Raw genomic sequence first — 21,523 nt, 5'->3', positions numbered from 1 at the left:
TCAGCTCACCTTCCTGGTCGCGGTGATTCCGAGGTCGTCGATCAGCCCGAGGAAGGCCCTGGCGTACGGCGAGTGCTCGGTCTGCTCCCGCACCGCCGCCCAATCGACCTGCTCGCGCAGGTCGCGGGCGATGTGCAGGAGCGGGCTGAGATCCAGCCGGTGCGCGTCGAAGACCAGCAGCTTGTCCACCATGAGGTCGGTCGCGGCGATGACAGGGGCGAGCGTCGGACCGATCCGCATCGGGGTGGCGCGGTCCAGCATCTCGTCGGTGACATCCCGGCAGTTCGGCCGGAAGATCAGGTCGATCAGGGTGTCGCCGTCGTACACCTTCTTGAGCCAGTCCTCGGCGGGGTCGCAGGCGCGCAGCCCGCTCTGCACCAGCGTGGTCATCGCCCGGCCGACATCCTCCGGCTTGAGGAAGAGGTCGACATCGTGGTCCGATGCCGGGCCGCCGCGCGCGTACACCGCGCACCCGCCCGCCACCGCGAACCGGATGTCGGTGGCCGAGAGCGCGCTGACCGCGCGGGTGAGCGCGTGCAGCAGTTGGTCGATCGTCGGGGCCATGCAGCGGCACTACCCGGGCCCGCACCGGTTAACCGCGTGGGCAACCCGGGTATCCCCGGCCCAGCGGAAGGAGGCATCGTGCCGAAGACCAATGCCAGGGGCGAGGTGCGCAAGTCCGAGCTGCCGAGCACCGTGCGGCGCTCCCCGGCGAAGGCGCAGCGCACCTTCGCCGAGGCGCACGACTCCGCGCTGGAGACCTACGACGGCGACGAATCGCGCGCCTACCGGGTCGGCTACAGCGCGCTCAAGCACAGCTACGAGAAGGTGGGCGACCACTGGGAGGCCAAGGAGCAGCGCGGGCCGTCGGACGAGCACGCCGAGCGCCGCGGACTGCACACCGGCGGCGAGACCGCCGAGGGCGTGAACGCCAACGCCACCAAGAAGCACCTGCTGGAGCTGGCGGGCAGGCTGCAGATCACCGGCCGCTGGCGGATGCGCAAGGACGAGCTGGTGGACGCCATCCAGCGGGCGAACCGCAGGGCGACCGCCGCGGCGCGGAAGAAGTAGCCCCTCCGCGCCGGCGGGGTCAGGGCCAGGAGGTCTCGGTGGAGGCGCAGACCACCAGTTCGCGCAGTTCGCTGCCCTCCGGCCGGGTCATGGCGTAGAGGATGCTGTCCGCCACGTTCGCCGGATCGTTGAGCTTCGCGTCCGGGCCCGGCCGGTACTGCTCCGGCCGGTCGTCGAAGAATGCGGTCTGCATGCCGCCCGGGATCAGCAGCGTCACCCCGATCTCGCCCGCCGTCTCGGCGGCCAGCGCCCTGGTGAAGCCGACGACGCCGAACTTGGAGGCGCAGTAGGCGGTGGCGTCGGAGAGCGCCCGCAGCCCGAGCGTCGAGGCCACCGTCACCACCCGGCCGCGCGCGGCGCGCAGCGCGGGGAGCGCTGCCCTGACCACGGCCGCGCTGCCGAGCAGGTTCACCTTCACCACCCGCTCCCAGACCTCGGTGTCCAGCTCGGCGAGCGTGCCGCAGGCGTCGGTGCCCGCCGCGGTGACCACGCCGTCCAGCCTGCCGCCCGCCCGCCGGACCAGCGCCGCCACCGCGCTCGCCGCGTCCCCGCTGTCCGCGAGGTCGGCGTACTCCCAGGCCAGCTCGGTGTCGTCTGGCTTGTCCCGGTCGATGATCAGCGGGGTGCCGCCCGCGGCGAGCACGGCCCGCGCGGTCGCCGCGCCGAGCCCGGAGGCTCCTCCGGTGATCAGGACGGTGCCGGGCGAACGCGGGGTGGACTCGGTCATGAGTTCTCCTCTCGAGGGGCGGATCAACCGGTGGGGGAGGCGACGACGTCGGCCCGCGCCGGCACGGCGGCGCGGTAGGCGGCGGTGGTGTCGGCGGCGACCCGGTCCCAGGAGTAGCCGTCGCGGGCGCGCCGCAGCCCGGCCGCGCCGTACCGCTCGCGCAGCAGTGGGTCGGCGAGCAGGGCGCGCACCGCGCTCGCCAGCGCGAGCGGGTCGCGCGGGGGGACCAGCCGCCCGGTGACGCCGTCGACGACGGTGTCGAGCAGCCCGCCGACCGCGCAGGCCACCACCGGCCTGCCGCAGGCCATGGCCTCCACCGGGACGATGCCGAACGGCTCGTACCAGGGCGTGCAGAGCACCGCGTCGGCGGAGCGCAGCAGCGCGGGCATCTCGGCGCGGTCGACGGTGCCCGCGAACCGCACCCGATCGGTGACGCCGTAGTCGGCGGCCACCTCGCGCAGCCGGGCGAGCTCCGCCTCGCCCGCGTCGCCCGGTGCGCCGCCCGCGATCACCAGCTCGGTCTCGGGCAGCTCCTGCAGCGCCATGACCGCGGTGTCGAAGCCCTTGCGCCGGACCATGCGGCCCACCGCGACCAGCCGGTGTCGCGCGGTGCGCGGCGCCACCGGGCCGTCCGGGCCGAAGGCACCGAGATCCACCCCGCACGGCACCACCGAGGTGCGGAACCGCGGCACCCCCATCCTGGCCAGCTCGGCCACCTCGTCGGTGCAGGTGGCGATGATCCGCACGGCCCTGGCCGCGACCCGGCGCTCCAGCCGGATCCGGGTGCGCGGGCTGGTGTCGGCCAGCCCCTGGTAGCGGCGCTTGACGGTGCCGAGCGCGTGGAAGGTGAGCAGGACCGGCAGGTCCAGCGGGCGGGCCGCGGAGTCCGCCGCGATGCCCGACATCCAGAAGTGCGCGTGCACCAGGTCGGGGCGGTGCACCGACCAGTGCGCGCCGAGGAACCGGGCGAAGTCGCCGAGGTGCGGCAGGATGTCGTCCTTGGGGATCCGCTCCGCCGGGCCCGCGGGCACGTGCACCACCCGGTACCCCGCCCCCGCGACCACGCACTCCGGCAGCTCCGGGTCGTCCCTGCGGGTGTAGACGGTCACCGCGTGCCCCTGCCGGGTCAGCGCCGCCGACAGCTCCGCGACGTGCACGTTCTGCCCCCCGGCGTCCACCCCGCCGAGCGCGGCGAGCGGGCTGGCGTGCTCGGAAACCATCGCGATCTTCATGCGTGCTCCGTCTCTGCTGACCGAACTCGGGGCCGGATGATCCGGCGCCGTACTGCCCGGGCTGCGCGGAGCGAAACCGCTAGAACTGCAGGACCACCACGGTCACCGCGGCGATCACGAAGACCGCGACCAGCACGGCCCCGACGACGATGGCGGCGACGCCGGTGAACGGGAAGTGGTTCCTGGTCGCGGGCTCCGGCGCGGAGAGCCCGGAGGTCTGCGGGGTGTCGGGCGGGGTGTCGCCGGGCCGCACCCCGCCGCCGGGCTCCAGGTCGGGGACGCGGGCCGGGTCGGGATCCATCGAGGCCATGGCTGCTCCTACTCGGGGTTGCCGGTATTGCGCGCGGCGCCGGGGCGGGGGCCGCGGCGCTTGCGCACCAGCAGCACCGCGCCGACGATCAGGACGATCGCGAGTATCACCAGAAGTTCCATGCCGCGCGGCTACCCGGCACCGCCGCGCCGGAAACAGCAGGTAACGAGCGGCTACGTTCCGCGGACACGGGCGCGGAGCACGTGCCAGACTGGCGCCACTGGTTGAGTTCACAGCCGTGACCACCGCTCCCACCGGGAGGTCGCTCATGTCCGCAGTAGGTGTTCCGCCCCGCAGGCGCCGCTGGGAACCTCGGGTCCACCGGATGGCCGACTGCGTGGTGGTGCGGGTCGAGGGCGAGCTCGACGCCGCCGGGTACCCCGAGTTCAGCTCGGTGCTGGAGCGCGCGGTGCGCACCGGTGGGCGCTGCGTCGTCGTCGACCTGCGGCCGACCCGGTTCCTCAGCATCCGCGCGGCGAGCATGCTCGGCTCGGTCAAGCAGCGCACCTCGGGCAGCGGCTCGGAGCTGCGGCTGGTGGCGGGCCGCGCGGACGTGGAGCGAGCGCTCGAGGTCACCGGGGTGCGGCCGCTGTTCCGCTCCTACGCCTCCATGCGGGACGCGCTGGCGGGGTGAACCGCGCCGGTCCGCGCTGGCTCCGCCGATAATCGTGGAGTGACGGAGTGCAGGCCGGTACCGCCCGCGGAGGCGGCGGCGGATCGGGTGATCGGCGGGGGAGCGCGACAGCACGTCGGCTCCTTCCGGTTCTGGTTCGAGACCCAGACCTGGGAGTGGTCCGACGAGGTCGCGGTAATGCACGGCTACGAGCCGGGCACCCCGGCGCCGGACACCGAGCGGCTGCTCGCGCACAAGCACTCCGACGACCGCGACCGGGTCGCCGACCGGCTGGCCCGCTCCATCGCGCACGGTGAGCCCTTCTGCAGCAGCCACCGCATCGTCGACACCCGGGGTGAGGTGCACCACGTCATCGTGGTCGCCGACCGGATGACCGCCGCCGACGGCACCGTGATCGGCACCACCGGCTACTACATCGATGTCACCTCCACCCTCGCCGTGCACCGCAGGGAGACGCTGGACGAGCAGCTGCCCGAGCTGTACGCCGCCCGCGCGGTGATCGAGCAGGCCAAGGGCGCGCTCATGCTGGTCTACGGCGTGAGCCCGGAGCAGGCGTTCCGGGTGCTGAGCTGGCGGTCCCAGGAGACCAACGTCAAGCTGCGCGCCCTGGCGACCCGGTTGATCGCGGATTTCGGCACGCTCTCCCCGTTCACCGCGGGCGCGCGCAGCCGCTTCGACCACCTGCTGCTCACCGCGCACGAGCGCGTCGAGGGGGAGTGAGGCGCCGGTTTCGCCGGGGCGGCACCGGGTAAGCGATCGGTGATCACCGGGTGGCAGCGTGTGGGCGGTGTGCGGCCCGCAGCGCCCTTCGGTGCCCCTCAGACGTGAACGTGGACCGAGGCCGGAGCGGGATGCCGGGGCCGGTCGGGTAGCGTGGCCGCTCGGTCGGCCTCGAGAACAAGGTGGTGGTGGGCAATGGGGGAAAAGACTCCCCGATCCTCGACGGACACGACGACGATCGGGGTGCGGGTCCCAGCGTCGCTCGAGCAGCTGACCATGCTGCGCGCGCTCGCCGAGACCGTGGCCCTCATCGCTGATTTCGCCATCGACGAGGTCACCGACATCCGGCTCGCGCTGGACGAGGTGGCCACCTCGCTGATCATGGACGCCGTCCCCGGCTCCGACCTGGACTGCGAGTTCAGCTACGAGGCGGGCCGGATGTTCGTCCGGGTGCGGGCCGTTGCCGCCGCCGAGGGCGGCATCGGCGAGTCCGGCTTCGGCTGGCACATCGTGCGCACCCTCACCGAATCCATCTCGTCGGCGCAGGCGCCGCTCGACCCCGCGCTCTCCGGCTACCCAACCGAGGTCGACTTCACCTGGGTCCGGAGCGCCGATGGCGGGTGAGCCGGGCTCCGGTACCAGGAGGTCCGGCGGCGGCTACGAGAACACCGAGCCGCTCTTCGAGGAGATCGCGGCGCTCGGCCCCGAAGCGGAGCCGCGCCGCCAAGCGCTGCGCGCGGAGCTGATCGCCACCTGCCTGCCGCTGGCCGAGCACATCGCGCGCAAGTTCTCCGGCCGCGGCGAGAACTTCGACGACCTGCTGCAGGTGGCCCGGCTCGGGCTGGTGCAGGCGGTCGACCGCTACGACGTGAGCCGCGGCTCCTCCTTCCTCTCCTTCGCCGTGCCGACCGTCATGGGCGAGGTGCGCAGGCACTTCCGGGACAACACCTGGTCGGTGCGGGTGCCGCGGCGCACCAAGGAGATCCAGCTGACCATCGGCAGCACCGTGGAGGGGCTGTCGCAGAAGCTCGGGCGGATGCCGCGGGCGCGGGAGATCGCCGATGCGCTCGGGGTCGACGTCGTCGAGGTCACCCAGGCGCTGATCGCGGGCAACGCCTACCAATCGTCGTCGCTGGATGCCGTTGCGGCCGAAGGGGATTCGGACAACGCGCCGCTGCCGCTGCTGGCCAAGCTCGGGGCCGAGGAGGCCTCGTACCACCTCATCGAGGACTTCATGGCGGTGCGGCCGCTGATCGAGAAGCTGCCCGAGCGGGAGCGCCGGGTGCTGGTCATGCGGTTCTTCGAGAACCGGACGCAGTCGCAGATCGCCGACGAGTTGGGGGTCTCGCAGATGCACGTCTCGCGGATTCTCGCCAAGACGCTGGCCGGGCTGCGGGACGAGGCGCTCAAGGACTGAGGCTCGCGTCCCGCGGCGGGGCCGGGGCCGGGCGGCGCAGGGTCGGTGCCCGCCGCGCGAGCCGCACGCCGGTGCGGGCCGCGGGAACCGCACGGCGGTGCCGGGCCGCGTGAGCCGCATGGCGGTGCCGGGCTGTGGGAGCCGCATGGCGGTGCCGGGCTGTGGGAGCCGCATGGCGGTGCCGGGCTGTGGGAGCCGCATGGCGGTGCCGGGCTGTGGGAACCGCACCGCAGCGCCGGGCCGCATTATCTACCGGCCGCGGGCTCAGATCGGGTTCGGCGGTACCGGAGACGGGGCCGGGCCGGGGACCGGGGGGAGAGGGCTCGGACTGGGGGCCGGGCCGGGTGGCGCGGGGGCCGGGATCGGGTCGGGGCCGGGAACCGGGTCAGGGGACGGGACCGGCGGGACCGGGGCGGGGTCGGGTGCAGGCGGCGCCGGGACCGGCGCGGGGTCGGGGACCGGGTCGGGCGCGGGAACCGGCGGGACGGGGTCCCGGCCGGGGCCGGGCGGAGCGGGGTCGGGGCTGGGTGCGGGCGGCACCGGGTCGGTGCCTGCGGGGGCTTGCGGGAACGAGCTCACGGCGACGTCCTCCTCACTGACCGGGCGCGCGGCCCGGACTCGAATGCACCGGGTGGGCTACCCCGTCCGGATCGGCCGAATCGGCCCGTGCGGGCGCATCGCCGGTTTGCTGCCCCTGCGGCTCGGGTACCGGCACTACTAGGGAGCGCGTCCCCGCGCCCGCAGGCCGCGCACACAGCGAGGAGGTCGCCATGGACCGACGACGATCACCGGGAGTCCGCACCGCGACCCCGGCCCGGAGCCCGGCCGACCGCCCGCAGCAGATCACCTCCCCCGAGCAGCGCCCCGAGCGGCCCGGCCGCACCATGGTCACCACCGACCACCGGGTGATCCGGTCCTGGGCCGAGCGCCGCGGCGCCCGCCCGGCCACCATGCCGGGCAGCGTGCTCGACGGCGTGCTCGGCGTGCTGCGCTTCGACTTCCCCGGCTACGGCGGCGCGGTGCTGCAGCGCGTCGGCTGGGAGGAGTGGTTCGCCACCTTCGACGCCCGCAGGCTGAACTTCCTCTTCCAGGAGCAGCGCCCGGACGGCAGCACGAGCAACTTCAACCGGCTCGAGCACCCCGCACCCGGCCTGCGGTGACGCCGGTCCGCGGCCTCGGCCCGGTCCTCCCGGCATTCGACGACGTCCGGCGGATCGCCGTGCTGCGCGGCGGCGGCCTCGGCGACCTCCTCTTCGCGGTGCCCGCCGTGCACGCCCTGCGCGCCGCCTACCCGGCGGCCCGGCTGCTGCTGCTCGGCACTCCGCTGCACGCCGCGCTGCTGCGCGACCGGCCGAGCCCGTTCGACGAGGTGGTCACGCTCCCGCCGCACCCGCGCGCGCAGCCCGACCCCGACCCGGAGTTCCTGGCCCGCGCCTGCCGGGAACCGATCGACCTCGCCGTCCAGCTGCACGGCGGCGGCGCCTGGTCCAACCCGTTCCTGCTCGCGCTGCGCCCGCGGTACTCGGTCGGCCCGCGCACACCCGAGGCGGCGGCGCTCACCCGCTGCCTCCCCTTCCGCTACCACCAGCACGAGGTGCTGCGCGCGCTGGAGGTCGCCGGGCTGGCAGGCGCGCCGCCGGTCCTGCTGCAGCCGGAGGTCGCCGTCACCGACGCCGACCGCGGGGCCGCCGACGCGGTACTCGGCGAGCCGGACGGCCCGGTGCTCGCCGTCCACCCCGGCGCCACCGACCCGCGCCGGTGCTGGCCTGCGGAGCGGTTCGCCGAGGTCGCCGCGCGGTGCGTCGCGGGCGGCGCCACCGTCGTCCTGCTCGGCACCGAGGAGGAGCGGCCGCTGCTCACCGGCATCGAGCGCGCCGCGGGCCCCGGCCCCCGCCTGCACGTTCTTGCCGGACACCCGCTCCGCACCGTCGTCGGCGTGCTCGCCCGCAGCGCGGTGCTGCTCGGCAACGACAGCGGGATCCGGCACCTGGCCCAGGCGGTCGGCACGCCGACCGTCGGCATCTACTGGATGGTCAACGTCATCAACGCGAGCCCGCTCGGCCGCACCACCGACCGCATCCTCATCTCCTTCCGCACCCACTGCCCGGCCTGCGGCGCCGACTGCACCGACGAGAAGCTCCCGCGCTGCCCGCACGACGATTCCCTCGTCGACACCGTCGGCGTCGACGCCGTCCTCGGCGAGGTCGAGAGCCTGCTGCCCTGACGCGGTGCGGGCGCTGCCTGCCCCGGGTCAGCCCAGGTGTGCGGCGATCGCCGGGACGGCCTCGACCGGATGTCTGGCCTGCAGCGCGAGTTCGACCCCGCGGTACTCCCAGGCGGGCTCGCGCCGGTACAGCACCCCCATGAGCAGGCCGGGTGCGGCTCCGGCGGCCGCGAGGTCGTAGCGGGCGAGTTCGCGGTCGGTACCGCCGTCGACCAGCCGGCAGAAGGCATTCTCGACCTCGGCGAAGGTCTGGCCGGTGTAGCAGGTGACGAGGAAAGTGATGGCGTCGACGTGCGCGGCGAGACGGGTCAGGTCGACGGTGATGACCTCGTTGTCGCCCTTGCCCTCTCCGGTGGTGCTGTCGCCGTGGTGGCGCACCGCGCCGTCGGTGGAGCTGAGCTGTTCGTGGTAGACCGCGTCCACGAGGCTCCCGCCCGCGTACAGCAGCGCCGCGGCGTTGAGGTCGATGTCCCGGGCCCGCGAGCCGAACCGGGCGCGCCGCACCGGATCCCAGCCCACGGCCATCTTCACGTACTGCACCGCGCCACCGCTGCCCGACAACACCATCATGCGGACTCTCCCCTCCAGCAACCTCCGCGCACGCGAATCCGCCGTGCGCCATCACATCCTGGCCCCACCCTAACCCGCTGCGCGCCGATGCCCGCCGTCGCCGATTCCGGGTACGCGCACGCCACGGAGGGTATCTTTCTGCTCCAGGTGCGCCGGGAAGTCTGGTCGGCAATGTCGTGTCCGCCGACCCCGAAGGCCCTGCCATGACCTCCGCCTCCGCGCTCGTTCCTGAGCCCCGCTCCGGTGCCGCCGTCGCGATCGAGCACCTGTCCAAGCGCTTCGGCTCCATCCTCGCCGTCGACGACCTCACCCTCGAAGTGGCGCGCGGGGAGGTATTCGGGTTCCTCGGACCGAACGGCGCAGGCAAGTCGACCACGATCCGGCTGCTGCTCGGGCTGATCCGCCCCAGCGCAGGCAGCGTGCGGGTCTTCGGCGACGCCGCCGCCGACGTGCGCCGCGCGCACCGCCACCTGGCCTACGTCCCGGCCGACGTCGCGCTGTGGCCCGCGTTGACCGGCGCGGAGATCCTGCATCTGATCGCGGCCACCGGCCCCGGCGCCGACCCGGGCTACCGGGACGAGCTCATCGAGCTCTTCGCCCTCGACACCGGCAAACCGGCCAAGACCTACTCGACCGGCAATCGGCAGAAGGTCGCGCTGGTCGCCGCTTTCGCCTCCCGGGCACCGCTGCTGGTGCTCGATGAGCCGACCAGCGGCCTGGACCCGCTGATGGAGCACCGGTTCCGCGCCTGTGTCGAGCAGGCCCGCGAGCGCGGGCAGACGGTGTTCCTCAGCTCGCACCAACTCGGCGAGGTCGAGGCGCTGTGCGACCGGGTCGCGATCCTGCGCGCCGGGCGGCTGGTGCAGATCGCCACTCTGGCCGAGCTGCGCCGGCTGCGTCGCACCGTTGTCGAGATCACCCACCGCGGCAGGCCACCTGCGCTCGACGGTGTCGACGGCGTGGAATCGGTCGAGGTCCTCGACGAGCACCGGCTGCGCTTCACCCTGTCCGGGACCGCCGCCCCGGCCCTGCGCGCCATGGCCGCCGCCGAGGTGACCGGCCTGACCTCGCGCGAGCCGAGCCTGGAGGAGATCTTCCTCGACTACTACGGGCAGGGTGCGCGGTGACCACCACGATGGCCGTGCCCCTTACCGCCGCGCCGGGGCGGGTGTTGACCCGGCTGATCGCGCGGCAGACCTGGCGTGGTGCGTTGGTCGTCACCGGCGCGGCCACCGCGCTCTCGGCGCTGGTCGCGGTGCAGTTCCGCAGCACCTTCGCCGGGCAACTCGGCGCCGACAGCATCCGCGCGCTGGCGGAGAACCCTGCCGTACGGATGCTGTTCGGGCCCGCGCGAGCGCTCGACGACCCCGGCGGGTTCACCGTCTGGCGCACCGGCATCCCGGTGCTGGTGCTGTGCGGGGTATGGGCCCTGTTGACCGCGACCCGCCTGACCCGGGGCCAGGAAGAAGCCGGGCAGACCGAACTGCTGCTCGCCGGGCGGCTGCGCCCGCTCGATCTGTTGACCCGAACAACTGGCGTATCCGCGGCGCTCGGCGCGGTGATCGCCGCGAGCGTCGGCGCCGGACTGATCGCCGCGGGCACCGACCCGGTCGGCGCGGTGCTGCATGCGCTGTGCGTGCTCGGCGTGGCCGCCACCTTCGCTGCGGTCGGCATGCTGGCCGCGCAGCTCGCGCCGACCAGGGCCGGTGCGAGCGGGTCGGCGGCCGCGGTGCTCGCGGCGAGCCTGTTGGCGCGGATGATCGCCGACGGCGTGCCCGCCCTGGCGTGGGCCGCGTGGCTGACCCCGTTCGGGACGGCCGCGCGCGTCGCCCCCTACGCCGAGAACAACCCGGCCCCGCTGCTCGTGCTCGCCGGGCTCGCCGTCGTACCCGCCATGGCGGCCTTCGTGGTGGCGGGGGCTCGCGATCTCGGCGCCGCACCGCTCGCCCGCGCCCGCGGCCGCGCCCCCCGCACCCGGCTGCTCGGCTCCCCGGGCGGGTTCGCGCTGCGCCGCGCGATCGCGCCGACAGCAGCGTGGGCCGCCGGGATCGGCGCCTACTTTCTGCTCATCGGCGCCATGACCGCCTCGATCCTGGAGTTCTTCGCCACCAACATCCGCTTCGCCGAACTGGCCGCCGCCGCGGGCTTCGGCGGGCTGTCCTCCGCCCCCGGCTTCGCCGCCGCCCTGCTGGCCATCCTGGCCGTCCCCGCCGGGCTCTACGCCGCCGCGCGCATCGCGGACATGGCCGCCGCGGAGCAGGCGCGCCGCTGCACCGCCCTGCACGCAGGCACCGCGGGCCGGACCCGGCTGGCAGGCGCCGAAATCGCGGTCACCACCGCCGGTCTGGCGGTTCTCCTGCTCACCGCCGCGGTGAGCATGGCGGCAGGCGCCAGGCTCACCGGCGCACCCCTGACCCTGACCGACACCCTCACCGGCGCCGCCAACGTCGCACCCGTCGCCCTGCTCGGGCTCGGCGCGGCCACCCTCGCCCTCGGCTGGTACCCGCGCGCGGTCACGGCCGTGGGCGCCGTGCCCGTCGCGGGCGGGTTCCTGCTCGATGTCACCGCGCAGAGCGTCGGCGCGCCCGCGTGGGTCACCCGGGTCTCGCCCTTCGCCCACCTCGCCCCCGTCCCCGATGCCCCGCCGAACTGGGCGGCGACCCTCGTCTTCCTCGCCGTCGCCACGGTGCTTGCCCTGCTCGGGCTGTACGGCTACCAGCGCCGCGACCTCACCGGCTGAGCGCCGCACCGGCCGCGCCGCCGAGCGTTCACGGTGTTCCGGCGTTGGCCCGGATGCGCTCGATGAGCGCGGTGGTGGAGCGGTCGGCCAGGTAGCCGAGCACCCGGACCTCGCCGCCGTAGCTGTGCACCACCGGCGTCTCCGGCAGCATGTCGGGGCGGTAGTCGCCGCCCTTGACGTACAGGTCGGGGCGGAGCGCGCGGATCAGCTCGGCGGGGGTGTCCTCCTCGAACACCACCACGTGGTCGACGCAGGAGAGCGCGGCCAGGACTGCGGCGCGGTCGGGGGCGGTGTTCACCGGGCGCTCGGGGCCCTTGAGCTTGCGGACGCTGGCGTCCGAGTTCACCGCGACGACGAGCACGTCGCCGAGGCGCTTGGCCTCGTTCAGGTAGGAGACGTGGCCCGCGTGCAGCACGTCGAAGCAGCCGTTGGTGAAGACGATGCAGCGCCCGGCGCCGCGGTGCGCCTCGACCGCGCGGGCCAGCTCGGCGCGGCCGAGCACCGCGGTGCCGGTGCGGCCGAGGCGGTCGCGGAGCTGCGCGGTGGAGCAGACGGCGGTGCCGGTGCGGTGCACGACCACGTCGGCGGCGGCCTGCGCCACCTCGGCCGCGGCAGTGAGCGGGAGGCCGTCGACCAGCGCGAGGGTGAGCGCGGCGACGAAGGTGTCGCCCGCGCCCGCCGACTGGCTCTCGGCGACCGGCTCGGCCCAGGTGCGGTGCGCGGGCCTGGCGCCGTCGAGCAGGACTGCGCCGTCCCGGTCCAGGGTGACGACGGCGGCGCCCGCGCCGGTCATCGCGAAGAGCCGGTCGCGGTGCTCGGTGAAGACCTCGACCCGGTCGGCGCCGTCCGGCGGGGTGAGGCCGAGCGCCTCGGCGGCCTCGCCCGCGTTCGGGGTCACGACGTCCGGGCGCAGTTCGCGCCAGCGCGCCGGGTGGTGGGTGTCGACGACCAGCAGCGGCAGGGTGTGGCGGAGCGCGGCGAGTTCGGCGCGGACCCGGTCGGCGACGGCGCCGTCGTAGTCGCAGACCACCACCGCGTCCGCCCCGGCGAGCAGGTCGGGGAGCGGGCGGACCAGGGCGGCGATCTCCTCGACGGTGGCGGGGGTGCGGTCGCCGTCGTCGAAGCGGACCAGGATCTGGTCGCCGGAGACCACGCGGCACTTCGCCACGGTGCTGCGGCCTTCGCAGGCGAGCAGGTGGTCGGTGCCGACCCCGGCGGCGGCCAGGGTGGTGCGCAGGGTGGCGCCGCGGTCGTCGGCGCCGGTGAGGCTGACGAGGTCGACGGTGGCGCCGAGCGCCGCCAGGTTCGCGGCGGTATTGGCGGCGCCGCCGGGCACCGGGGTGCTGCGGTCGATGTCGACGACCGGGACCGGGGCCTCGCGGCAGAGCCGGTCGGAGCGGCCCCAGAGCCACAGGTCGAGTACGGAGTCGCCGAGTACCACCACGCGGGCCTCGGTGCCCGCGAGGCGGTCGGCCACCTCGGGGGTGAGGCCGCCCGCCATCGCGGACCGCGTGTCGTCGCTTGGATTCGAGCTCACGGGCACATCCCTCCACTCGTCCTTCGTCCTGGCCGCGCGGTTCCACCGGGGGAGGAAATGAAACCGCGAAGACCCGCCACCCTGACGGGCGGCAGGTCTTCGCAGGGACCGCGTGCCGCGGGAGGCCCGGCGGCGGTGCGCCCCGCCGCGGCAATAGGCGGGCTGTCCTCGCGGCGGTGAGCGGGCCGCGGCAGCAGCGCGGTGGCTCGCAGCCCCGGATGAGCGCGCGTACTTCGCGCCGGTCCCCGGCTACGCGGCGACGGCGGGGAGGAGCCGGGGGAGGACGGCCGCGCCCGCGGTGGCGGCGACGGCGGACCCGGTGGCGATGGTCCAGCCGACCGGCCCCAGCGGGCTGCAGCCGAAGTAGTGGCAGAGCCCCGGCGTCATGACGATGGCGCCGAGCACCGCGCCGCTGGCCGCGGTGGTCACCCAGACCATCGGGCTGCGCCGCCCGGAGATCAGCGTCTGCCCCAGCTGGGTGCCGATCAGCGCGACCAGCCCGATGGTCGCCGCGCGCTGCTCGGTGGCGAGCACCCGCCCGGTCGTCCAAGCCACCGCCGCCCCGGTCGCGGTGACCGCGCCGCGCAGCGCCAGCGTGCGCAGCAGGTCGTCGCCGAGGTCGGCGGGCGGGATCTCGGCCAGCTGCGCCGCCCGCTTCGCGACGACGGCGGCCGGGTCGGCGCCTTCGTCCGGCCCGGCCTCCGCGCTGCTCGGGGAGAGCGCGAGCGCGAGCGCCGGGAACATGTCGGTGAGCATGTTGACCAGCAGGAACTGTCTGGTCCCGAGCGGCGCGCGGCCGTTCACCGCGGTGCCGTATGCGGTGAACGCCACCTCGCCCGCGTTCCCGCCGACCAGCACCCCGACCGCGTCGGTGACCCGCTGCCACATCCCGCGCCCCTCCACCAGCGCGTGCAGCAGCGCGGTCGGATCCGGGTCGGTGAGCACCAGGTCGGCGGCGTTGCGCGCGGCCGCGGAGCCGTGCGCGGCGAGCCCGATCCCGACATCGGCGGTGCGGATGGCGGCCGCGTCGTTGGCGCCGTCCCCGGTCATCCCGACCACGTGCCCGCCGCGCCGCAGCGCCGCCACGATCCGCACCTTCTGCTCCGGGTTGACCCGCGCGAACACCGTGCTGCGCTCGATCAGCTCGTTCTGCTCGCGCTCGGCCAGCCGGTCCAGGTCGGCGCCGGTCGCCACCTCGTGCACGGCGATGCCGAGCTGCTCGGCCACCGCGACCGCGGTCACCGGGTGGTCGCCGGTGATCATCCGGACGCTGATCCCGTTGTCCTGCAACGCCTTCACCAGGGGAACGGTCTGCGGCCGCGGCGTGTCCGCGAGCCCGACGAAGCCGAGCAGGGTGAGCTCGCCGATCGCCCGCTCCACGTCCTCCGGCCGATCCGCGAGGTCGCGCCTGGCCACCACCAGCACCCGCAGCCCCTGCTCGGCGAGTTCGTGCACCGCGCGCTGGGCCCGCTCGCGCACCTCGTCGGTGAGCTCGGCGGCGCCGTCCGCGGTGCGCACCTTGGCGCAGCGCGGCAGCACCACCTCGGGCGCCCCCTTCACCACCAGCCGCAGCCGCTTGGTGGTCTTGCCGAGCGCGGCGGCGTAGCCGCGGTTGGACTCGAACGGGATCTCGTCGATCGGGTCCCAGCGGTGCGCTTCGTCGCCGAGCACCTCGGCGGCGGCGTCCAGGACCGCGCGGTCGGTGGCGTGCAGCACCGGGCCGTCGGCCGGGTCGGGGCAGGCGCGGGAGGCGGCGCGCAGGAGCCTTCGGGCGTCGTCGGAGTCGGCGTCCGAATCCCACTGCGCATCCAGATCGGCCAGCATGACCAGCCGCAGCCGGCCCTCGGTGAGGGTCCCGGTCTTGTCGAAGCAGAGCGTGTCCACCCGGCCCAGCGCCTCCACGGTCCGGCTGGCCCGCACCAGCACGCCGTAGCGGGAGAGCCTGCGCGCCGCCGCCAGCTGCGCGACCGTCGCGACCAGCGGCAGCCCCTCGGGCACCGCGGAGACCGCCACCGCGACCCCGTCCGAGACCGCCGCGCGCAGCGTGTTGCCGCGCACCCCGCCGAGCAGCGCGACCAGCCCGCCGCCCGCCAGGGTGAAGGGCAGCGCCCGGTCGGTGAGCTTGCGCAGCTGCGCCTGCACCCCGGCCTTGTCCGGCGGCACCGCGCCCGCGGTGGCCCGGCCCGCCTGGGTGTCGTCGCCGACCGCGACCACCACCGCCAGCGCCGAGCCGTTCACCACGGTGGTCCCCTCGAAGACCATGCAGGAGCGGTCGGCGGGCGCGGCGCCCGGCGTCGGCGCCACCCGCTTCTCCACCGTCACCGACTCGCCGGTCAGCCCGGACTCGTCCAGCTCCAGGTCCTCGGTCCAGAGCAGCCTGGCGTCGGCGGGCACCACCTCGCCCGCGCAGACCAGGATCAGGTCGCCGACGGTGAGCAGCTCGGCGCTCACCTCCTCGGTCGCCGGGTCGCGCTCCTCCCGCGCCTCCCGCGCCACCAGGCGGCCGGTGAGCTGCTGGTTCTCCATGAGGTGGTGCAGCGCGCGCTCGGCCCGCTGCCGCTGCCGCGCGGAGATCACCGCGTTCACCGCGAGCACCGAGGAGAGCAGCACCGCGTCGCCGGGCGAGCCGAGGATGGCGGTGGCGATGGCGCCGACGCCGAGGATCGGGGTCAGCGGGTCGTCCAGCTCGCGGCGCAGGTGGCCCGCGAAGGCCAGCGCGGGCGCCAGCCGGGCGCGCAGCGCGCCGTCGGACGGCGTCAGCGCCTCGCGGTCGGCCACCGCGGCAGGTTCCGGGAGCCTGCGCAGCGCCTCGTCGGGCTGCAGCGCGTGCCAGGGCAGCAGCGGCGCGGGCGCGGTGCGCGGCTCGACCCGCACCGCCCGCCAGCCGGTGACCGCGCCGTTCAGCAGCCCGGCGCAGTGCGCGGCGAGCATCGGGGTGCCGTGCGCGCCGCGACCGGGGGAGACGGCGAGCACCAGCCCGCCGAGCGTGGCCGCCGACAGCGCCAGCGCGCGGCCGCGCTCGCTGACCTCGCGGGCGGGCGCGACGGTGGCGAGCACCCGCTGCACCTGGTCCAGATCCCGGCACACCAGGTCCGCGCCCCACGGCACCTGCGGCGTTCCGACGTCGGCGCCGAGCAGCCCGATGCCGATATCGGCCCAGGCGAGCCCCTTGTGCGCGCGCGGGCTGAGCACCGCGACGGTGCGGCCGTCGGCCTGCAGGTCGTGCACCTGCGCGCTGAACGAGACCGTGCCCGGCACGAACTCGTCCACCAGCGACCGCAGCTCGGCGGCGTCCTCGCCCGCGGCGAGCACCACCCGCAGCCCGGCCGCGCGGGCCGCGGTGAGCACGCCGTGCGCCCGCCGGTCGATCTCCCGGCCGACCAGCACCGTGCCGAGCACCCGCTCGCCGTCGCGCAGCTCGCGCCGGACCGGGCGCATGGTCGGGCCGCGGTCGGCGGTGCCGGTGTCCGGGTGCACCAGCCGCAGCCTGCCCTTCGGCGCCGGGCGGCCGTGCTCGGCGGGGGAGTCCCAGAGCAGCTTCTGGGCCGCGCTCCACACCTGCTCGGCCGAGTCCTCCGCGCCCGGCTCGGCGTCGAGGACGACGCGGCGATCGGTGAGCAGCGCCTCGCCGTCGATCAGCAGGGTGTCGAGCCGGTCCAGCCTGCGCAGCGCGCCCGGGTGCAGGGTGAGCACCCCGGCCCTGGCCAGCAGGGTGGAGACGGTGGTGCTGAAGGCCTCGCGGCTGGCCCGCGCCGCCTTGGGGGCGCCGAGCGCGAGCGCGTCGGCGGTGTCGCCGAACCGGCCGCCGACCACCAGCGCGGCCGCGCCCGCCAGCGAGCCGCTCGCGGTCTCGTCGGCCACCCGCTCCACCGGCCCGTTCGGCAGCGGCACCGGGCGGTCGTGGCCGGGCAGCGGGTCGGTGACGCCGTCCGACTCGTGGTGCAGCTCGGCCTCCCAGGCCCGCCAGCGCTGGTGCCTTGCCACCGCCTCGGTCAGCATGAGCGCCCGCTGCGCGGTGTCGACCAGCAGGTTCGGCACCCCGTCGGTGCCGCTCTCGCCGATCGCGGTGCCCATCGCGTTGGCCAGCGTGAGCAGCAGGTCGGCGCGCGGGCGGCCCAGCCGCTCCTCCAGCACCCGGCGCACCCGGGGCTGGGTGTCGGCCAGCGCGGTCAGCGAGCGCACCGCGCGCAGCGGCGCCTGCACCGGCAGCAGCGCGGTGGTGCCGGAGGCGGCCAGCGCGGCCAGGTCGCCGAGCACGCCGATGGCGGCGGCGAGCAGCGGCTCCCGGTCCCCTGGGTGCTCGTCGCTGCGGCTCCAGTCCAGCTCGGCGACCTCGGTGAACTCCTCCACCCGCTCGATCGCCGCGATCAACTCGGGCAGGTCGCCCGCGCCGTCGGCGAGCGCGACGACCACCCGCCCGGTCACCGCGTTCACCCGGTACCAGTCGACCCCCTCCAGCCTGCCCAGCTGCTTCTGCAGTGCGCGCAGCACCGCGGGGTGCTTGCCGCTGCCGAGCCCGCGCACCTCCACCGTCGCGCGATCCCCGGTCACCGCCACCCGGCGCTGGTGCCGGTCCGGGCGCGGGTCGACCAGCGCCGCGAGATCGGTGCGCAGGGCGTGCTCCGGCCCGCCGTCCAACAGCTCACCGGCCGCCCGCGCGCCGCTCTCCAGCGCGTTCATCGGCGCCTCCGCGATCCTGGTGCTCGCCGCCGCCGCGAACAGCACCCCCGTCCGCGCCACTCCCACCAGCACCGAGGCCGGAGCCTCCACCCACCACGACGACAGCACTCCGCGCACAGATAAAGCCATGGGGGGCGGCTACCCGAGGTGTTTTGTCCGAAACGGAGCAGAATGCGGCCCCGACCGGGTGGTCTCCGTCACGAAATCGTAGTGGCGCCGGTCACACTTTCGTGTCGGCGGCGGCCGCGGTGTCACTCGGCGCGGGCGTGCTCACGCCCGGCCGCGCGCGTCGCCGCCGGGTTCGGCGTTACCCCAGTGAGTCGGCGGTTTTCGCAGGTCGCCCGCGGGGGTGTGTCAGCCCCCTGAACGGCAGTGTGCAACCCGCATATCTACTACCGGGCTCAGTAGATGTGCGCCCGTCCCAGTGTTACGAACTGTTTACTGTCGGAGAGGGCAGGGTAACCGAAAAACAGCCGGGCGGACCGATGCTCCAGCTCCGGCGGCAATGCTCGGAGCGTGGGTAGCACGCCGGGGCGGGATGCGATTCTCCTCGTCACGGCCTGTCCGCGCCTGTCGGCAGAGGAATGGTAGTGAGCGCGAACTTGATGATCGTCGAGGACGACACCCGGGTGCGGGACGCACTGCGCCTGGCCATGGAGGACGAGGGCTACGCCGTCGCCGAGGCCGGGGAAGTGGCGCACGCGCTCGACCAACTGCGTACCAACGGCGTACCAGATGTGATGATCGTCGACCTGATGATCGACGAGACCGATGGTTTCGACTGCATCCGCGAGATCCGCAGGGACCACGATGTCCCGATCATCGTGGTCAGCGCCCGCGACGACACCCACGACGTGGTGGCGGCGCTGGAGGCCGGTGCGGACGACTTCCTGGCCAAGCCGTTCGAGATCAAGGAGATGACGGCCCGGATGCGGGCCCTGCGCCGCCGGGCGGGCTTCGCCGCGGAGCGCTCCGAGCACCGCGAGCAGGTGCTCGACGCCGACCCCGAGCGGCCGCTGGTGCTCGTGCCCGCCGCGGGCGCGGTGCGCAGGGGCGACGAGGAGCTGCACCTGACGCTCACCGAGTTCCGGCTGCTGTGCGAGCTCGCCGAGACCCCCGGCCGCGTGCTGAGCAGACAGACCCTGCTGGAGAACGTCTGGGAGAAGGGATTCTTCGGCGACGAGCGGATCGTCGACGTGCACATGCGGAGGCTGCGCACCAAGATCGAGCGCGACCCCTCCGACCCCAGGATCGTGGTCACCGTACGGGGCCTCGGCTACCGGCTGGACATCCGCCGCTGACCGACGAAGCCCTCCATCATCCACCGAGAAGAGACGCGTGTCACGCCGTCACCGGCATTGTCACGCGACCGTCAACAACTCGACCGGTTCAGCTCAAAGTTCCTTCGCAAGCCTGGACGAGTACACGAACCCGACGAGGGAGATGTATGTCAACGCCAACCCTGTCCCCGCCCACCGCGCGCGAGACCGACCGCGGCAGAACCGTGTTGCGGGCGCCCCGCGTCGGTGACGCCGCGCAGATCTGGCAGATCGCCAAGGACTCGCAGGTCCTCGACGCCAACTCGAGCTACGCCTACCTGCTCTGGTGCCGTGACTTCCCGGCCACCTCGGTGGTCGCCGAGGTCGACGGCGAGGTCGTCGGGTTCGTGATCGGCTTCATCCGCCCCAAGGCGCCGGACACCGTCTTCGTCTGGCAGGTGGCGGTCGACCCCTCGCAGCGCGGCAAGGGCACCGGAACCGCGCTGCTGCACAAGCTGCTGGACGACACGGCCGCCGCGGGCGTCTCGATCCTGGAGACCACGGTCTCCCCGGACAACGAGGCGTCGATCGCGATGTTCGGCTCGGTCGCCCGCAAGCGCGGCGCCGACATGATCAAGCGCCCCCTGTTCGATCCCTCGGCCTTCCCCGACAACCACGAGGCCGAAGACCTGTACACCATCGCCCCTATCACCCCGGAGGAGCACCGATGATCACCGCCGAGACCACCGTGTTCGAGAGCCTCGAGTCGAACGTCCGGGGCTACTGCCGCTCCTGGCCGACGATCTTCACCACCGCCAAGGGCGCCTGGCTGAAGGACGAGGAGGGCAAGGACTTCCTCGACTTCTTCGCGGGCGCGGGCGCGCTGAACTACGGCCACAACAACGACCTGCTGAAGAAGCCGCTGCTCGATTACATCGCGAGCGACGGAATCACGCACGGCCTGGACATGTCCACCGTGGCCAAGCGGGAGCTGCTGACCACGGTCCGCGACACCCTGCTCGCCCCGCGCGGGCTGGACTACAAGGTGCAGTTCCCCGGCCCGACCGGTGCCAACGCCGTCGAGGCCGCGCTCAAGCTGGCCCGCAAGATCACCGGCCGCAAGACCATCCTGAGCTTCACCAACGCCTTCCACGGCATGACGCTCGGCGCGCTCTCGGTCACCGGCAACGCGGCCAAGCGCGCGGGCGCGGGCGTCCCGCTGGTGCACGCCACCCCGATGCCCTACGACGGCTACTTCGACAACACCACCGCCGACTTCCAGTGGATGGAGCGGGTGCTGGACGACACCTCGTCCGGCTTCGACCGCCCGGCCGCGGTGATCGTGGAGACCGTGCAGGGCGAGGGCGGCGTGAACCTGGCCCGCCCGGAGTGGTTGCGGCACCTGGCCGAGCTCTGCTCCGCGCGCGGCATCCTGCTCATCGTCGACGACGTGCAGATGGGCTGCGGCCGCACCGGCCCGTTCTTCTCCTTCGAGATCGCGGGCATCACCCCGGACATCGTGACGCTCTCCAAGTCGATCGGCGGCTACGGCCTGCCGATGGCGCTGGTGCTCTTCAAGCCGGAGCACGACCAGTGGAACCCGGGCGAGCACAACGGCACCTTCCGCGGCAACAACCCGGCCTTCGTCACCGCCACCGCGGCGCTGAAGCACTACTGGAGCGACGACGAGCTGGAGAAGGCGACGCTCGCGAACGGCGAGAAGGTCGCCACCGAGCTGGGCAAGCTCGCCGAGACCTTCCCTGGCCTGTCCACCCGCGGCCGCGGTATGGTGCACGGCCTGGTGTTCGACGACCCGGGCCAGGCCGGGAAGGTCGGTCAGGCGGCGTTCGAGCGCGGTCTGCTGGTGGAGACCTCCGGCTCCATGGACGAGGTCGTCAAGCTGCTGCCGCCGCTGACCCTGACCGACGACGAACTCACCGAGGGCCTCGCCCGGCTCGGCGCGGCCGTCGACAACGTGATGGGAGGATGAGCATGATCGTCAGAACCACCGAGGAGATCACCGGCACCGAGCGCGACGTGGCCGGTAAGGGCTGGCGCAGCAAGCGCATCGTGCTCGGCGGTGACGGCGTGGGCTTCAGTTTCCACGAGACCACCATCGAGGCGGGCTCCACCCACGTCTTCCACTACCAGAACCACATCGAGGCGGTCTGGCTGACGGAGGGCGAGGGCTCGCTGCACGACCTCGACAACGACGTCACCTATGAGCTCGGCCCCGGCTCGATGTACCTGCTGAACGGGCACGAGAAGCACCGCCTGGAGGCGCGCACGCAGATGCGCATGCTGTGCGTGTTCAATCCGCCGGTCACCGGGCAGGAGGTACACGACGAGAACGGCGTCTACCCGCTCGTCGAGGTGAACAGCTGAGCGAACCGGCGTTCCCT

20 protein-coding genes are annotated in these 21,523 nt (G+C 74.2%); 13 read left to right on the top strand and 7 right to left on the bottom strand.

Going from position 1 to position 21,523, the window contains the following annotated elements; translation table 11 throughout:
• A complete protein-coding gene (locus tag ACFUUZ_RS21770; protein ID WP_378698960.1) occupies window positions 1-564 on the bottom strand; it encodes a hypothetical protein in 564 nt (187 codons plus the stop codon).
• Window positions 565-642: 78 nt separating this feature from the next.
• On the opposite strand from ACFUUZ_RS21770, the gene ACFUUZ_RS21765 reads away from it, so the two are divergent.
• Window positions 643-1,071: a ChaB family protein gene (locus ACFUUZ_RS21765; RefSeq protein ID WP_378698959.1), complete on the top strand. Its 429-nt coding sequence runs from the start codon at window positions 643-645 to the stop codon at window positions 1,069-1,071.
• Window positions 1,072-1,090: 19 nt separating this feature from the next.
• On the opposite strand, the gene ACFUUZ_RS21760 is transcribed toward ACFUUZ_RS21765, so the two are convergent.
• From ACFUUZ_RS21760 to ACFUUZ_RS21750, 3 genes are all read right to left on the bottom strand, one after another.
• A complete protein-coding gene (locus ACFUUZ_RS21760) occupies window positions 1,091-1,798 on the bottom strand; it encodes an SDR family oxidoreductase (RefSeq protein ID WP_378698957.1) in 708 nt (235 codons plus the stop codon).
• A gap of 23 nt (window positions 1,799-1,821) precedes the next feature.
• Window positions 1,822-3,030 (bottom strand): glycosyltransferase, encoded by a 1,209-nt coding sequence (locus ACFUUZ_RS21755; protein ID WP_378698955.1) that lies wholly within the window; start codon window positions 3,028-3,030, stop codon window positions 1,822-1,824.
• 79 nt (window positions 3,031-3,109) lie between these two features.
• Entirely contained in the window at window positions 3,110-3,340 is a 231-nt protein-coding gene (locus tag ACFUUZ_RS21750) for a DUF6480 family protein (RefSeq protein WP_378698953.1), read from the bottom strand.
• A gap of 325 nt (window positions 3,341-3,665) precedes the next feature.
• On the opposite strand from ACFUUZ_RS21750, the gene ACFUUZ_RS21745 reads away from it, so the two are divergent.
• The 6 genes from ACFUUZ_RS21745 to ACFUUZ_RS21720 all read left to right on the top strand — a co-directional run bounded on the left by ACFUUZ_RS21745 (window position 3,666) and on the right by ACFUUZ_RS21720 (window position 8,335).
• Window positions 3,666-3,974 carry an STAS domain-containing protein gene (locus tag ACFUUZ_RS21745; RefSeq protein ID WP_378698951.1) on the top strand — a complete coding sequence of 103 codons (309 nt, stop codon included), beginning with the start codon at window positions 3,666-3,668 and terminating at the stop codon, window positions 3,972-3,974.
• Window positions 3,975-4,013: 39 nt separating this feature from the next.
• Complete coding sequence (locus ACFUUZ_RS21740) at window positions 4,014-4,694, top strand: PAS and ANTAR domain-containing protein (protein WP_378698949.1); 681 nt, start codon at window positions 4,014-4,016, stop codon at window positions 4,692-4,694.
• Window positions 4,695-4,937: 243 nt separating this feature from the next.
• A complete protein-coding gene (locus ACFUUZ_RS21735; protein WP_378698947.1) occupies window positions 4,938-5,318 on the top strand; it encodes an ATP-binding protein in 381 nt (126 codons plus the stop codon).
• On the top strand, window positions 5,308-6,111 hold the full coding sequence (locus ACFUUZ_RS21730; RefSeq protein ID WP_378698945.1) for an RNA polymerase sigma factor SigF: 804 nt from the start codon (window positions 5,308-5,310) through the stop codon (window positions 6,109-6,111). The genes ACFUUZ_RS21735 and ACFUUZ_RS21730 overlap by 11 nt, the downstream gene beginning before the upstream one ends.
• A 770-nt stretch (window positions 6,112-6,881) precedes the next feature.
• Entirely contained in the window at window positions 6,882-7,271 is a 390-nt protein-coding gene (locus ACFUUZ_RS21725; protein WP_378698943.1) for a hypothetical protein, read from the top strand.
• Complete coding sequence (locus ACFUUZ_RS21720) at window positions 7,268-8,335, top strand: glycosyltransferase family 9 protein (protein ID WP_378698941.1); 1,068 nt, start codon at window positions 7,268-7,270, stop codon at window positions 8,333-8,335. The genes ACFUUZ_RS21725 and ACFUUZ_RS21720 overlap by 4 nt, the downstream gene beginning before the upstream one ends.
• A gap of 27 nt (window positions 8,336-8,362) precedes the next feature.
• Here the strand turns inward: ACFUUZ_RS21720 and ACFUUZ_RS21715 are convergent, their stop codons facing one another.
• Window positions 8,363-8,905: a TerD family protein gene (locus ACFUUZ_RS21715; RefSeq protein ID WP_378698939.1), complete on the bottom strand. Its 543-nt coding sequence runs from the start codon at window positions 8,903-8,905 to the stop codon at window positions 8,363-8,365.
• Window positions 8,906-9,108: 203 nt separating this feature from the next.
• Here ACFUUZ_RS21715 and ACFUUZ_RS21710 point away from each other — a divergent pair, with 203 nt between their 5' ends.
• Together ACFUUZ_RS21710 and ACFUUZ_RS21705 are read left to right on the top strand one after the other, a co-directional pair.
• Window positions 9,109-10,032 (top strand): ATP-binding cassette domain-containing protein, encoded by a 924-nt coding sequence (locus tag ACFUUZ_RS21710; RefSeq protein ID WP_378698937.1) that lies wholly within the window; start codon window positions 9,109-9,111, stop codon window positions 10,030-10,032.
• Window positions 10,029-11,645, top strand: a complete 1,617-nt coding sequence (locus tag ACFUUZ_RS21705) for a polyketide antibiotic transporter (RefSeq protein WP_378698935.1) — start codon at window positions 10,029-10,031, stop codon at window positions 11,643-11,645. Before ACFUUZ_RS21710 ends, ACFUUZ_RS21705 begins: the two co-directional genes overlap by 4 nt.
• 28 nt (window positions 11,646-11,673) lie before the next feature.
• On the opposite strand, the gene rfaE2 is transcribed toward ACFUUZ_RS21705, so the two are convergent.
• Window positions 11,674-13,182: a D-glycero-beta-D-manno-heptose 1-phosphate adenylyltransferase gene (gene rfaE2 / locus ACFUUZ_RS21700; RefSeq protein ID WP_378698933.1), complete on the bottom strand. Its 1,509-nt coding sequence runs from the start codon at window positions 13,180-13,182 to the stop codon at window positions 11,674-11,676.
• A gap of 249 nt (window positions 13,183-13,431) precedes the next feature.
• The gene (locus ACFUUZ_RS21695; RefSeq protein ID WP_378698931.1) at window positions 13,432-17,991 is read right to left on the bottom strand and encodes an HAD-IC family P-type ATPase; all 4,560 of its coding nucleotides are present in this window, start codon (window positions 17,989-17,991) and stop codon (window positions 13,432-13,434) included.
• Window positions 17,992-18,452: 461 nt separating this feature from the next.
• Between ACFUUZ_RS21695 and ACFUUZ_RS21690 the strand changes: the two genes are divergently transcribed.
• From ACFUUZ_RS21690 to ACFUUZ_RS21675, 4 genes are all read left to right on the top strand, one after another.
• The gene (locus ACFUUZ_RS21690; RefSeq protein WP_378698929.1) at window positions 18,453-19,163 is read left to right on the top strand and encodes a response regulator transcription factor; all 711 of its coding nucleotides are present in this window, start codon (window positions 18,453-18,455) and stop codon (window positions 19,161-19,163) included.
• A gap of 146 nt (window positions 19,164-19,309) precedes the next feature.
• Window positions 19,310-19,852 (top strand): diaminobutyrate acetyltransferase, encoded by a 543-nt coding sequence (gene ectA, locus ACFUUZ_RS21685; protein ID WP_378698927.1) that lies wholly within the window; start codon window positions 19,310-19,312, stop codon window positions 19,850-19,852.
• Window positions 19,849-21,111, top strand: a complete 1,263-nt coding sequence (gene ectB, locus ACFUUZ_RS21680) for a diaminobutyrate--2-oxoglutarate transaminase (RefSeq protein WP_378698926.1) — start codon at window positions 19,849-19,851, stop codon at window positions 21,109-21,111. Before ectA ends, ectB begins: the two co-directional genes overlap by 4 nt.
• Before the next feature lie 2 nt (window positions 21,112-21,113).
• The gene (locus tag ACFUUZ_RS21675) at window positions 21,114-21,506 is read left to right on the top strand and encodes an ectoine synthase (protein WP_378698925.1); all 393 of its coding nucleotides are present in this window, start codon (window positions 21,114-21,116) and stop codon (window positions 21,504-21,506) included.
• The last annotated feature ends 17 nt before the right edge of the window (window positions 21,507-21,523 follow it).

Origin of the sequence: Nocardia sp. NPDC057353 (assembly GCF_042667085.1) — a bacterium.
Classification (GTDB): domain Bacteria; phylum Actinomycetota; class Actinomycetes; order Mycobacteriales; family Mycobacteriaceae; genus Nocardia.
The sequence above is the reverse complement of the archived record's forward strand: the minus strand, read 5'-3'. Positions and strand labels throughout refer to the sequence as shown.

What these genes read in the sequence shown, in the direction of transcription:
- ACFUUZ_RS21770 (WP_378698960.1), bottom strand. Translation starts at nt 564, where the DNA reads ATGGCCCCGACGATCGACCAACTGCTGCACGCGCTCACCCGCGCGGTC.
- ACFUUZ_RS21760 (WP_378698957.1), bottom strand. Translation starts at nt 1,798, where the DNA reads ATGACCGAGTCCACCCCGCGTTCGCCCGGCACCGTCCTGATCACCGGA.
- ACFUUZ_RS21755 (WP_378698955.1), bottom strand. Translation starts at nt 3,030, where the DNA reads ATGAAGATCGCGATGGTTTCCGAGCACGCCAGCCCGCTCGCCGCGCTC.
- ACFUUZ_RS21750 (WP_378698953.1), bottom strand. Translation starts at nt 3,340, where the DNA reads ATGGCCTCGATGGATCCCGACCCGGCCCGCGTCCCCGACCTGGAGCCC.
- ACFUUZ_RS21745 (WP_378698951.1), top strand. Translation starts at nt 3,666, where the DNA reads ATGGCCGACTGCGTGGTGGTGCGGGTCGAGGGCGAGCTCGACGCCGCC.
- ACFUUZ_RS21730 (WP_378698945.1), top strand. Translation starts at nt 5,308, where the DNA reads ATGGCGGGTGAGCCGGGCTCCGGTACCAGGAGGTCCGGCGGCGGCTAC.
- ACFUUZ_RS21725 (WP_378698943.1), top strand. Translation starts at nt 6,882, where the DNA reads ATGGACCGACGACGATCACCGGGAGTCCGCACCGCGACCCCGGCCCGG.
- ACFUUZ_RS21715 (WP_378698939.1), bottom strand. Translation starts at nt 8,905, where the DNA reads ATGATGGTGTTGTCGGGCAGCGGTGGCGCGGTGCAGTACGTGAAGATG.
- ACFUUZ_RS21710 (WP_378698937.1), top strand. Translation starts at nt 9,109, where the DNA reads ATGACCTCCGCCTCCGCGCTCGTTCCTGAGCCCCGCTCCGGTGCCGCC.
- ACFUUZ_RS21695 (WP_378698931.1), bottom strand. Translation starts at nt 17,991, where the DNA reads ATGGCTTTATCTGTGCGCGGAGTGCTGTCGTCGTGGTGGGTGGAGGCT.
- ectA (WP_378698927.1), top strand. Translation starts at nt 19,310, where the DNA reads ATGTCAACGCCAACCCTGTCCCCGCCCACCGCGCGCGAGACCGACCGC.
- ectB (WP_378698926.1), top strand. Translation starts at nt 19,849, where the DNA reads ATGATCACCGCCGAGACCACCGTGTTCGAGAGCCTCGAGTCGAACGTC.
- ACFUUZ_RS21675 (WP_378698925.1), top strand. Translation starts at nt 21,114, where the DNA reads ATGATCGTCAGAACCACCGAGGAGATCACCGGCACCGAGCGCGACGTG.